The sequence below is a fragment of the Litorivivens lipolytica genome, assembly GCF_014191715.1.
Classification (GTDB): Bacteria; Pseudomonadota; Gammaproteobacteria; order Pseudomonadales; family Spongiibacteraceae; genus Litorivivens; species Litorivivens lipolytica.
Genome location: NZ_JACHWY010000003.1, coordinates 713,741 through 726,062 on the forward strand (window position 1 = coordinate 713,741; position 12,322 = coordinate 726,062).

The window sequence follows — 12,322 nt, forward strand, 5'->3', positions numbered from 1 at the left end:
TTAGCAATAAATATCGATCTGTTCCTTCGCCCGGTTTTTCTGCTCGGCCTTTTCCTCGTTATTCAGCAAACGGTATTCGCCATTTTCATCTTTAACTCGCATGCGCTGGCCGCGGGAAAAGGCCTGCATGGCTTCGCGGGCTTCCATGCAGCGTTTGGGATCCTTGTTGGGTAGAATTTCAAGCTGGGGTGAAGGTTTTTGACCCGCCGGCGCACTGTCGGCGCGCTTGGGCGGTGTGCTTGGTTGCGCTGGGGGTTCCACATCACTGCGCGAGTAACCGGTGCTCGTTTCAATAAAGGTCGAGGGGCGGTCAGTCGGCGGCTTCTGGGTAAAGTGGGGCTGACCCTCGTCGTCGAGCCAGCGATAGTACCCGGATTTGGCCAGTGCGGTGCCGCACAGCAGCAGACACAGTGTGTAGAGGGTGAATTTTTTAAGCATGTTATAAAGCCCTGTCTAGCAGATATAGACATTATGGCAGACAAATCGCCGGTGATATAAGCCGTTGAGGTCACAGTTTGGGATTGACACAGGCTGGCGCAAGCCTAAAAATACGCGCTTGCTCAAAATTTATGAAATGGCCGTTAATCCCGCCCAGCTACCCCCGGGTGTGATTCGGGATTGTGCTCAAGCGCGCAATCACTGTCAGGATGCGAGAGTCCGGCAGATCCATTCTCTCCGCAAGCACATGACCTGTGTTGCGAGAATGCCATCTTCGCACACCCCGCGAAGACTTTAACAAGGGCAATTCTGCACTCTGTCGCAGTGTTGTCAGGCGTTTCGCCCGACGCATCGAGGTCGATGTGATCGGAGGTTCATGTGATTCTTTCTGCTGCTTGCCAGCAGTCACACATGTTTTATTTCAAGACGAATCCAGGTTCGGACAGCGTTGGGCTGTTGCTGGGCCGGGTTCAGACAACGTAAGAGGATAGTTCAGTGGAGCTGTTATCCGGCGGTGATATGATCGCCCGCGCCCTCGAAGACGAAGGCGTTGAGTTTATTTTCGGCTACCCCGGTGGGGCCGTACTGCATATTTACGATTCGCTGTTTCAAAACTGCAAGGTGCCCCACATTCTGGTGCGTCACGAGCAGGCGGCGACCCACGCGGCAGACGGCTACGCCCGTGCCACCGGCAAGCCCGGCGTGGTTCTGGTCACGTCCGGCCCCGGCGCCACCAACGCGGTGACTGGTATTGCAACGGCCTATATGGATTCGATTCCGATGGTGGTGCTGTCCGGACAGGTAGCAACCCACCTGATTGGTGAGGATGCTTTCCAGGAAACCGACATGGTCGGTATTTCCCGTCCCATCGTGAAGCACAGCTTTATGGTGAAAAAGGCGGAAGATATCCCCGAGACCATCAAAAAAGCCTTTTATCTGGCCTCAACCGGCCGTCCCGGCCCGGTGGTTGTCGATCTGCCGAAGGACATCACCAATCCGGTCGACAAATTTGAGTACCGCTATCCCAAGTCGGTGAAGATGCGTTCCTATACGCCGGCAACCCGTGGTCACTCCGGTCAGATCAAAAAAGCCGTTCAGCTGTTGCTGGAAGCCAAGCGCCCGGTGATTTACACCGGTGGCGGTGTGGTGCAGGGCAATGCCTCTGGTGTACTGACCGAGCTGGCTCATGAGCTGAACTACCCGGTGACCAATACCCTGATGGGGCTGGGCGCCTTCCCCGGTGACGATCGCCAGTTCCTGGGGATGCTGGGCATGCACGGCTTTTACGAAGCCAACAACGCCATGCACCACAGCGATGTGATTCTGGCTGTGGGTGCGCGTTTTGATGACCGCGTCACCAATACGCCGAGCAAGTTCTGCCCGGGCGCCAAAATCATTCATATCGATATCGATCCGGCGTCCATCTCCAAAACGATTCAGGCCGACGTGCCTATCGTGGGGCCGGTGGATTCAGTGCTGGCAGAGATGCTGAGTCTGGTGCGCGATGCCCGCAAGGCGGACAAGAGCCTGCCCGATGCCAAGGCGCTGGATATCTGGTGGAAACAGATTGACGAGTGGCGCGATACCCACGGCCTGTGGACCAAGCCGCGCTACGACACCAGCAGCGACCTGATCAAACCGCAGGAAGTTATCGATACCCTTAGCCGTTTGACCAATGGCGAGGCCTTTGTGACCTCGGATGTGGGTCAGCACCAGATGTACGCGGCCCAGTATTACCGCTTCAAGCACCCGCGCCGCTGGATCAACTCTGGTGGTCTGGGCACGATGGGCTTCGGCTTGCCATCCGCCATGGGTGTTAAATTGGCTTACCCCGATTCGGACGTGGTGTGTGTGACCGGCGAAGGCAGTATCCAGATGAACATTCAGGAGCTGTCCACCTGCACCCAGTACAACATTCCCGTGAAAATCCTGAATTTGTACAACGGCTATCTGGGCATGGTGAAGCAGTGGCAGGACATGCAATACGAAGGTCGCTACGCCGAGAGCACCTACGAAAACTCCCTGCCGGATTTCTGTAAGCTGGCTGAAGCCTATGGTCATGTGGGCGTGCGCGTCGACAAGAAAGCCGATCTGGAAGGTGCCTTGAAAGAAGTGCTGGCGATGAAAGATCGTCTGGTATTTATGGATATTCACGTAGATCCCCACGAGCATGTCTACCCGATGCTGGTGGCGCCGAACGGCTCCATGCGTGATATGTGGTTGAGCAAGACGGAGCGAACCTGATGCGACGAATTATTTCAGTTCTTTTGGAAAACGAGCCGGGTGCTCTGTCGCGTGTGGTTGGCCTGTTTTCCCAGCGTGGCTACAACATTGAAACCCTGAACGTGGCGCCGACGGAGGACGACACCCTGTCGCGTCTGACTCTGACCACGGTGGGCGACGATCACAAGATTGAGCAGATCACCAAGCACCTCAATCGTCTGGTAGATGTGGTGAAACTGGTCGACCTGAGTGAAGGTGCCCATATCGAGCGTGAGCTGATGCTGGTCAAGGTGCGAGCCACTGGTGCCCAGCGTGCGGAGATCAAGCGCTGCACGGATATCTTCCGCGGCCAGATCGTAGATGTGGGCCCGACGGTTTACACCATCCAGATCACCGGCGCCTCCGACAAGCTGGACTCCTTCCTGGAAGCGGTGGGTGATGCCGCCATTCTGGAAGTGGTGCGCAGCGGAGTCTCCGGTATCGCGCGCGGCGAGAAAGTGCTCTCGCTGTAAGTTTATCGCGGGCAGGCCCTGCTTGCCCGCGAATTGCTTTTACCTCTCCTTTGCGTAAGCTGTCCCAAAACATAACAGGGACAGTCCCCATGGCTTTTCAATCCGAGCAAGACGCCAAAGCCTACTGGCGCGAACACCTGCGTCTGATGTTTATCCTCTCCGCCATCTGGTTTGCGGTGTCCTTCGGCTGCGGCATTCTGCTCGCAGACTGGCTCAATCAATTTCGTCTTGGCGGTTACAAACTCGGGTTCTGGTTTGCCCAGCAAGGCTCCATTTACACCTTCGTGATTCTGATTTTTGTCTACGCCCGGCAGATGGGGCGGCTGGATAAAAAATACGGCGTGAGTGAGGACTGAGCGATGGAACTGAAAACTCTCACCTACCTGATCGTTGGCGCCAGCTTTCTGCTTTATATCGGTATCGCGATCTGGTCCCGCGCTGGATCGACGCAGGAATTTTACGTGGCCGGGGGTGGCGTGCATCCGGTGGCAAACGGGATGGCGACCGCTGCTGACTGGATGAGTGCCGCCTCGTTTATTTCCATGGCGGGTTTGATTGCCTACATGGGTTACGGCGGATCCGTCTTTCTGATGGGCTGGACCGGTGGCTTTGTCTTGCTGGCCATGTTCCTCGCGCCTTACCTGCGCAAGTTTGGCAAGTTCACCGTGCCGGAATTTATTGGCGAGCGTTACTACTCGCGCACCGCGCGAATCGTCGCAGTCGTATGTTTGATTATCTGTTCGGTGACTTACGTTATCGGGCAGATGAAAGGCGTGGGTGTCGCCTTCTCCCGCTTTCTCGAAGTGGATTACGATATCGGCCTCTATGTGGGTATGGGCATTGTATTTGTCTACGCCGTGCTCGGTGGCATGAAGGGCATTACCTACACCCAGATTGCCCAATACTGTGTGCTGATTTTTGCGTTTACCATTCCCGCCATTTTTATTTCCTTGAATCTTACCGGTAGCCCTTTTCCTCAGCTTGGCCTCGGCAGCACGCTCGTGGGCAGCGATACCTATCTGCTGGATAAGCTCGATCTCGTTTTGCAGGATCTCGGCTTTGCCGAATACTCCACGCAGGATCGGCTCAGCAAACTGAATATGTTTGCGTACACGCTATCGCTGATGATAGGCACCGCCGGTTTGCCGCATGTGATTATTCGGTTTTTCACCGTGCCCAAGGTGAGCGATGCGCGTAAATCGGCGGGCTGGGCGCTGCTGTTTATCGCCATTCTCTACACCACTGCGCCAGCGGTTTCCGGTATGGCGCGACTAAATCTGATCGATACCTTTGATGGCAAGGATGGCGCTGGGCTCATTTATGAAGAACGCCCTCAGTGGTTTAAAAACTGGGAAAAAACTGGGTTGCTGGAATTCGAAGATAAAAACGGCGATGGCCGGGTGACGCATGTGGCTGATCCGGCGGTGGATGAAATGGTCACCATCGATCGCGATATTATTGTGTTGGCCAACCCGGAAATCGCTCGTCTGCCCAACTGGGTCATTGCGCTGGTGGCCGCGGGTGGTTTGGCGGCGGCGCTATCCACAGCGGCAGGTTTGCTGCTCGCTATTTCCTCAGCCATTTCCCACGATTTGCTAAAAGGCGTCTTTGCTCCAAATATTTCAGAAAAACAGGAATTGCGGGCGAGTCGCATCGCGATGGCAGTGGCGATTGCCTTTGCCGGCTACCTTGGTTTGAATCCGCCGGATTTCGCCGCGGGAACGGTGGCACTGGCCTTTGGTTTGGCGGCCTCGTCTATTTTCCCGGCGTTGATGTTGGGCATCTTTAGCAAGCGTATCAATAAGGAAGGTGCCATCGCCGGTATGCTGGCGGGCTTGGGCGTCACGCTGTTCTACGTGTTCCAGCACAAGGGCGTGATGTTTATTCCGGGGACTGAGTTTCTTGGGGGCATGAACGAAAACTGGTTTCTGGGTATTGAGCCCAACGCCTTTGGCGCCGTTGGTGCGGCGGTTAATTTCGTGGTTGCCTTTGCGGTTTCAAAAGTAACCGCAGCTCCACCGTCTTCTGTTCAGGAGTTGGTGGAGCATATCCGAGTGCCGAAAGGAGTGGATCCGGCTAAAGCGCATTAATTTGCGTCGTCGTTGCGAGGAGAGCAACGACGACGCAATCTCTTGATGCTCGTCTTACTCGAAGCCAAGCATCACAATTTCGAAGGCAATCAACAGAATAATAATCCATTCCAGAAACGCGCTGTGCCGGTGGTTCTGCTCGTCGGCCAGCATTTCCAGCAGCTCATGGATGGTCTCCAGCTTTTTCGAAAGTACATCCACCCGGGAGCGAATATCCAGATAACGGGCTGCCTGATTGTACAAGCCTTCCAGTGCCGGGTATTCCCAGAAAAACTCCGGGGTATCCAGTAGGCCGTAGTGCAGGATGATGTCACTTTTTGTGGCGAACAGATGACCGCGGATTTTGGCGATAGCCTTGCGGCCCAGTGGCATGCGCCCGGTCTTGGCCAGTGATTTGGGTATGTCGGCGGTGGAGCGGATATTTTCTTCAGCCAGATTCTCAAATACATCCAGCTGAATGGACTGGGCGAGCGCATGAGAGATCGCCAGGCGCTGCATCGGGTCGTCGCCCGCCAGCGAAAAATTGTCTGCCTGAATGCTGTGCTCGCTGGCGTTCGGTTTGAAAGTGAAGTGATCGTAGGCGCGCTTTGAAGCCTCGTTTTCAAGGTGCGGCGAAACGCGCTTGAGAATGTGTTGCTGTTCGTTGTCTTCACAACCCCAGAACACGGCCACGCCGTAACTGAACAGCCAGGCTTCACCGCTTTTGGCCGGAATCTGGTAGGCGTCGCGAAAACGTTTGGCCTGATAGTACTCGAGAATATCGGCTTCAAGATCGGCGATGCGAAACTGGTCGCCAAGGTTTAAAACGGAAAGACGTGAATTGGAAAACGACATGGCGCCACCCTCCGGCAGGCGGTGGCGAGGTGCCACCGGTGGCGCATCATAGGGCTGATTAAATCAGCGCACAATTAAAATCATCGGGCTTAGTCGACAACCCGGTGCATGGCACAAATTTTATTGCCTGAGGGGTCGCGCAGGTAGGCCAGATACAGCTTCATGCCGCCACCTTCACGAATGCCGGGTGGATCCTCAATGGCAGTGCCGCCATTGGCAACACCCGCAGCGTGCCAGGCATCGGCTTCTTCTGGTGATTTGGCGGCAAAGCCGATGGTCGAACCATTGCCTCCGGTGGCGGGCTCACCGTTGATCGGCGTGGTCAATATAAAAATGCCGGTGTCGGTGATGTAGAAGTAGCGGCCGCGCTCATCCTTGAAGCCGGGTTTATGGCCCAGTGCGCCGAGTATCGCGTCATAGAATTTACGGGAGGCTTCGAGGTCATTGGCGCCGAGCATGATATGGCTGTACATGATCTTTCCTTTATGGAATGTGTGGAGGGAGACTAGCGAAAGGGGGGCGTTATGCGCAAGTGCGAAAAGTTTCCACCATCATCACGAGGAGCGTGCGACGCGGTGATCTCGTTGACTTGGCAGTATACCTTGGGAGATTGCTTCGCAAAAAAGCGCTCGCAATGACGGGTTGCCGTGGTGTCATTGCAAGGAGCTCAGCGACGCGGCAATCTCGTTGACTTGGCAGTATGCGTTGGGAGATTGCTTCGCAAAAAAAGTGCTTGCAATGACGGGGCTGGGAGGTACAAACAAAAAAGGGGCCCTTGTGAGGCCCCTCTGGTTTGCCGAAGATGCTTGTGGTTAAACGATCTTCTTCATGGCAGTCATGTAGCCGCGCAGTTTGCGGCCGATAACTTCTACGGGGTGGTTGCGCAGTGCTGAGTTGATAGCGATCAGCTGCTGGTTGTCCACGCCGTTGTCCTTCACGTCCAGACCTTTACCGATCACGTCGGTTTTTACCTTGCTCATAAAGTCTTTGAGCAGCGGCTTGCAGGCGTGGTCGAACAGGTAGCAGCCGTACTCAGCGGTATCGGAGATAACCACATTCATTTCGTACAGCTTCTTGCGCGCGATGGTGTTGGCGATCAGCGGCGTTTCATGCAGTGACTCGTAGTAAGCCGATTCGTCTTTGATGCCCGCGGCCACCATAGTTTCGTAAGCCAGTTCAACGCCGGCTTTAACCATGGCGACCATCAGGATGCCGTTGTCGTAGTATTCCTGCTCGCTGATGTCCATGCTGCCGGTCTCTGCTTTTTCGAAGGCAGTTTCGGCAGTGGCAGCGCGCCAGCCCAACAGGTTTTTGTCGTCGTTGGCCCAGTCTTCCATCATGGTTTTGGAGAAGTGGCCGCTCATGATGTCGTCCTGGTGCTTTTCGTACAGGGCGCGCATGATGTCTTTCAGTTCTTCCGCCAGCTCAAAGGCTTTCACCTTGGCGGGGTTGGACAGGCGATCCATCATGTGGGTGATGCCGCCGTGCTTCAGGCCTTCGGTGATGGTTTCCCAGCCGTACTGAATCAGTTTGGAGGCGTAACCGGGGTCGATGCCTTCTTCGACCATTTTGTCGAAGCACAGGATGGAACCGGTCTGCAGCATGCCGCAGAGGATGGTCTGCTCGCCCATCAGGTCGGATTTCACTTCCGCGATCGGAGAAGATTCCAGAACACCCGCACGGTCGCCGCCGGTGCCGCTGGCCAGGGCCTTGGCAATTTCCAGGCCGTTGCCGTTGGGGTCGTTCTCACGGTGAACCGCGATCAGGGTTGGTACACCAAAGCCACGCTTGTACTCTTCGCGCACTTCGGTGCCGGGGCATTTCGGACACATCATCACCACGGTGATGTCCTTGCGGATCTGCATGCCTTCTTCAACCAGGTTGAAACCGTGCGCGTAGTCCAGACAGGCGCCTTCTTTCATCAGCGGCATAACCGCGTTAACCACGGCAGTGTGCTGCTTGTCCGGAGTCAGGTTCATGACCACGTCGGCGGTGGGGATCAGCTCTTCGTAGGTGCCAACGGTAAAGCCGTTTTCAGTGGCGTTCTGCCAGCTCTTGCGCTTCTCGGCGATGGCTTCGGCGCGCAGGGCGTAAGAGACATCCAGACCGGAATCACGCAGGTTCAGACCCTGGTTCAGACCTTGTGAACCACAGCCTACGATAACGATTTTCTTGCCTTTCAGAATGTCGCAGCCGTTGGCGAATTCGCTGCGGTCCATAAAGCGGCACTTGCCGAGTTCCTGCAGCTGTACGCGCAGGGGCAGGGTGTTGAAGTAGTTCTGACCCATGAGATAGCCCTCTGTTGATTCTCTGGAAATAAAGAATGGTTAAAAACTGGGCGGCCACCATAGCAATATTGGGGTGTTGCGTAAAATGATGTATTGGCGATATTGTGTTGCGTAAATCGCAATAAAGGCGCTCACGGCATAGGTGCTTATGAATACCCGAGAAATGGAAATCTTCAATCATCTGGCGCGCAGTCTGCACTTTGCCAAAACCGGTGAGGCCATGCATCTGAGTGCCTCGGCGGTCAGCCGCACTGTACAGCGGCTGGAAGAGGAGCTGGGGGTTGCCCTGTTCGAGCGCGACAACCGGCGGGTTGCGTTGACCACTGCCGGGCAGGAGGTCTTGCAATATAGTAAGCAGGCACTTGCTAACTGGCAGGGGCTGCTATCGCGGCTTAATCAGAGTGGGCGTGAGCTGGCGGGGGAGTTGAGTGTCTATTGTTCGGTCACCGCGGCTTATGCGGTGCTGGGGCAGGTGTTGGAGACCTTTCGCAATCGCTACCCCCGAATTGAATTGAAGCTGCATACCGGCGATCAGGCGGATTCGCTGGAGCGGGTGGTGGCTGGCGAGGAGGATATTGCCATTACCGCGCGCCCGGAGCATCTGCACCAGCGGCTGGCCTTTCAGGTGTTGACCCACTCTCCCTTGCGGCTGATCGCTCCGGCGGTGCCGTGCGTAGTAGCCGAGATGGTGGCGGAGGCGCAGGGTGATGGTCGCCTGCCCTGGGATCGCTTGCCGGTCATTATGTCGGAGCGCGGTGTTGCCCGGCTGGAGCTGGAGCGCTGGTTTCGGCTCCACGGTATTCGTCCCAACGTGTATGCGCAGGTCAGTGGCCATGAGGCCATCGCCAGTATGGTGGCCTTGGGGTTGGGTGTGGGTGTGGTGCCTGAGTTGGTACTTGCTCACTCGCCGGTGGCGGAGCGGCTGCGGGTGTTGCCGCTGGCAGATGAGATGAAGCCCCTAGCAGTGGGTGTGTGTACATTAAAGCAGCGGCTGGACAACCCGCTGATTGAGGTATTCTGGCAGGTTGCCGCGTCAGTTTCCTGAAACTTGCTAAAATACCTTGTAAAGGGCGCACAAGTGTTTGATATGCTGCGCGCAACTTTCCAACCCTGTCAGGGAGACTGCAGTGTCTGAGACCGATAAAGCGGACGAACCTAAAAGCGCTGAACAGCGCGAATCGTTGCTGCTGATTGACGATCACGAAGAGGAAGTGTCAATCAATGGGCGCAAGGTGCGCCGTCGTGGTATCTACCTCCTCCCTAACCTGTTTACCACAGCGGCGCTGTTTGCCGGCTTTTACGCGATTGTGTCGGGTATGCGTGGTCAGTTCGAGACCGCCGCCATCGCTATTTTTGTGGCCGGGGTGCTCGATGGTATGGACGGGCGCGTGGCGCGACTGACCAACACCCAAAGCAAATTCGGTGAGCAGTACGATTCGCTGGCGGATATGGTCTCCTTTGGTGTGGCGCCAGCTTTGGTGATGTTTAGCTGGGCGCTCGGTAACTTTGGTAAGCCGGGCTGGGCGGCGGCCTTTATTTATATGGCCTGTGCGGCGCTGCGGTTGGCGCGCTTTAACACTCAGATTGAAACCAGTGACAAGAATTACTTTACCGGCTTGGCGAGCCCGGCCGCCGCTGCCGTGATAGCGGGCACTATATGGGTCTGTGCCGATGAAGGTTGGTTTGGCGCGAACATGCCGTCGGCGCTGCCCTTTTTCTGCGCCCTACTAACAGCAGTTATCGGCTTTCTGATGATCGTTAATATCCGCTATAACAGTTTCAAAGGGATTGATCTGCGGGGGCGGGTGCCCTTTGTGGTCATGATTATCATTGTGCTGGCCTTTGGGCTGGTGACGGTTGATCCGCCGCGCATCCTGCTGACCATTGCAGTGCTGTACGCTTTGTCGGGTCCAATCCTCTCTGTGTACCGTAGAACACAGCAATAGGTGCAGCAGACTGCGGACTTATTGAGTGTCTTCGTGGTCTGACTTAGTCAAGCCGCGGAGAATCTCATGCTGATCAAGCAGCCCCACGATATAGCATCGTCGGAAATAACCCCTGAATCCATCTATCTCAGACGTCGTGAGTTCATGACTGGTGCCGGAATCGCGTTGGCCGGCATGGCGGCGCCTTCCTGGGCGCTGGCTGAAAAGCTCGATGCTCGCGCTGCAACCCCGGCCATGGCCGACAAGGGCTTTTATACAAGCGAAGACAAAACCCCCTTTAAGGATGTTGCCCGCTACAACAACTTCTATGAGTTTGGCACCGACAAGGGTGATCCGGCGCGTTACGCCGATGCGCTGACCGTCGACCCGTGGTCGGTGATGGTGGAGGGCGAGGTTGGCAAGCCCGGCACCTATGCGTTGGAAGATCTCTTGAAGGGCATTGATCTGGAGGAGCGAATCTACCGCCTGCGCTGTGTCGAAGCCTGGTCGATGGTGATTCCCTGGATTGGTATCCCGCTGCACAAGCTGCTGGCCAAAGTGGAGCCGACCTCAAAAGCCAAGTACGTCGAGTTCACGGCCCTCTACCGCCCGGAAGAAATGCGCGGCCAGCGTTCCCGTTTCAGTACCATCGATTGGCCCTATGTCGAAGGCCTGCGGATGGATGAGGCCATGAATCCGCTGACCTTGATGGCGACGGGGCTCTATGGGCAGGAGCTGCCCAAGCAAAACGGCGCGCCGTTCCGTCTGGTGGTGCCGTGGAAATACGGTTTCAAGAGCATTAAATCCATTGTCAAAGTCCGGCTGACGGAAAAGCAGCCCGCCACCACGTGGCAGCAGTTGGCGCCGCAGGAGTACGGTTTTTACGCTAACGTGAATCCGAATGTGGATCATCCCCGTTGGAGCCAGAAGTACGAGCGGCGCTTGCCTAATAGTCTGTTCGACCCCAATCGCATCAAGACCCGGATGTTTAATGGCTATGAGGCGCAGGTGGCTCACCTCTATAAGGGAATGAACCTGCGGCGTTATTACTGATGGGCTGGCAAAAGCCGCTGCTCTTTTCGCTTTGCCTGCTGCCGCTGGGTTGGCTGGTGGGGCAGGCGGTTGGAAGCGACCTCGGGCCTGACCCCGCCAAGAGCCTGGTGTTGTTTACCGGTAGTTGGGCGCTCAACTTTCTGTTGCTGACCTTGTTGGTATCGCCGGCTCGGCAGTGGCTGAAGCGGCCGGGCTTGATCCGCTATCGGCGAATGCTGGGTTTGTTCGCCTTCTTCTACGCCTCTCTCCATGCATTCTGTGTTGCGACCTATATCCTCGGCTGGGACTGGGGCATCCTGCAGGAAGAGTTGAGGGAGCGACCTTATATGCTGGTTGGCTTTCTGGCCTGGCTGACTTTGGTGCCGCTGGCGCTGACATCCAATCGTTTTTCCGTGCGTCGCCTTGGTCGGCGCTGGGGTATTTTGCATCGCCTGGTCTATGCCACTCTGCTGTTAACGCTGCTGCATCTGTTCTGGCTGGTGCGTTCCGATATGGCGGAGGCGCTAGTCTACGGTGTGCTTGGCGGTGTGTTGTTGCTCTGGCGTTGGCGAAATAGCCGGTTTTTTAGCCGTCTTGATCGCAAAATATTCAATAAGTAGCTGTTTTTAAATTTTTTTCTTGAAGGGTATTGCGCAGCCTCAGGGCCATCTATATAGTTCGCGTCCCTCGAGTCTGGTGACGGACAAGAGGTGTAAGCAAGAGGTTTTTCGCAGCGACGAGCAAGTGCTCAAAAGCGCGAAAATGAGAAGGTTTCTTCTCGCTGAATAAGCCCTCAAAACTTTTTTGAAGAAATTTAAAAAAGTGCTTGCAGCGCAGAGTAAGGTGTTTATAATGCGCATCCTCGCTTAGGGGGACACACCTCAAAGCGACATCGAAAGCCCTGGCGGCTTCGAGTTATTTAACAAATCGAGATTAAGTAATTTGTGTGGGCACTTGTGTGGTGATGTGACGACAATCAT

General features: G+C 55.8%; 12 protein-coding genes. 8 read left to right on the plus strand and 4 right to left on the minus strand.

The features are described 5' to 3' along the window. Positions 1–438, minus strand: coding sequence for a DUF4124 domain-containing protein (locus tag FHR99_RS15485; protein WP_183411609.1), 438 nt, complete (start codon positions 436–438; stop codon positions 1–3). A gap of 495 nt (positions 439–933) precedes the next feature. Between FHR99_RS15485 and FHR99_RS15490 the strand changes: the two genes are divergently transcribed. The 4 genes from FHR99_RS15490 to FHR99_RS15505 all read left to right on the plus strand — a co-directional run bounded on the left by FHR99_RS15490 (position 934) and on the right by FHR99_RS15505 (position 5,263). Next, positions 934–2,682: an acetolactate synthase 3 large subunit gene (locus FHR99_RS15490; protein WP_183411610.1), complete on the plus strand. Its 1,749-nt coding sequence runs from the start codon at positions 934–936 to the stop codon at positions 2,680–2,682. Next, the gene (gene ilvN / locus FHR99_RS15495) at positions 2,682–3,173 is read left to right on the plus strand and encodes an acetolactate synthase small subunit (RefSeq protein ID WP_183411611.1); all 492 of its coding nucleotides are present in this window, start codon (positions 2,682–2,684) and stop codon (positions 3,171–3,173) included. The genes FHR99_RS15490 and ilvN overlap by 1 nt, the downstream gene beginning before the upstream one ends. Before the next feature lie 89 nt (positions 3,174–3,262). After that, positions 3,263–3,529: a DUF4212 domain-containing protein gene (locus FHR99_RS15500; RefSeq protein ID WP_183411612.1), complete on the plus strand. Its 267-nt coding sequence runs from the start codon at positions 3,263–3,265 to the stop codon at positions 3,527–3,529. Between the two features lie 3 nt (positions 3,530–3,532). Then, a complete protein-coding gene (locus FHR99_RS15505) occupies positions 3,533–5,263 on the plus strand; it encodes a sodium:solute symporter family protein (protein ID WP_183411613.1) in 1,731 nt (576 codons plus the stop codon). 54 nt (positions 5,264–5,317) lie between these two features. Here FHR99_RS15505 and FHR99_RS15510 read toward each other — a convergent pair whose 3' ends face one another. The 3 genes from FHR99_RS15510 to ilvC all read right to left on the minus strand — a co-directional run bounded on the left by FHR99_RS15510 (position 5,318) and on the right by ilvC (position 8,385). Continuing rightward, a complete protein-coding gene (locus FHR99_RS15510) occupies positions 5,318–6,097 on the minus strand; it encodes an RMD1 family protein (protein WP_183411614.1) in 780 nt (259 codons plus the stop codon). An 89-nt stretch (positions 6,098–6,186) separates the two neighbouring features. Then, on the minus strand, positions 6,187–6,570 hold the full coding sequence (locus FHR99_RS15515) for a VOC family protein (protein WP_183411615.1): 384 nt from the start codon (positions 6,568–6,570) through the stop codon (positions 6,187–6,189). A 339-nt stretch (positions 6,571–6,909) separates the two neighbouring features. Continuing rightward, on the minus strand, positions 6,910–8,385 hold the full coding sequence (gene ilvC, locus FHR99_RS15520; protein WP_183411616.1) for a ketol-acid reductoisomerase: 1,476 nt from the start codon (positions 8,383–8,385) through the stop codon (positions 6,910–6,912). 148 nt (positions 8,386–8,533) lie between these two features. Between ilvC and ilvY the strand changes: the two genes are divergently transcribed. The 4 genes from ilvY to FHR99_RS15540 all read left to right on the plus strand — a co-directional run bounded on the left by ilvY (position 8,534) and on the right by FHR99_RS15540 (position 11,962). Further along, positions 8,534–9,430 (plus strand): HTH-type transcriptional activator IlvY, encoded by an 897-nt coding sequence (gene ilvY, locus FHR99_RS15525; protein ID WP_183411617.1) that lies wholly within the window; start codon positions 8,534–8,536, stop codon positions 9,428–9,430. A gap of 82 nt (positions 9,431–9,512) precedes the next feature. Further along, positions 9,513–10,331, plus strand: coding sequence for a CDP-diacylglycerol--serine O-phosphatidyltransferase (pssA, locus tag FHR99_RS15530; protein ID WP_183411618.1), 819 nt, complete (start codon positions 9,513–9,515; stop codon positions 10,329–10,331). A 66-nt stretch (positions 10,332–10,397) separates the two neighbouring features. After that, positions 10,398–11,363 carry a protein-methionine-sulfoxide reductase catalytic subunit MsrP gene (gene msrP / locus FHR99_RS15535; protein WP_183411619.1) on the plus strand — a complete coding sequence of 322 codons (966 nt, stop codon included), beginning with the start codon at positions 10,398–10,400 and terminating at the stop codon, positions 11,361–11,363. Beyond that, positions 11,363–11,962, plus strand: coding sequence for a protein-methionine-sulfoxide reductase heme-binding subunit MsrQ (locus tag FHR99_RS15540; protein WP_183411620.1), 600 nt, complete (start codon positions 11,363–11,365; stop codon positions 11,960–11,962). Before msrP ends, FHR99_RS15540 begins: the two co-directional genes overlap by 1 nt. Positions 11,963–12,322 lie beyond the last annotated feature (360 nt).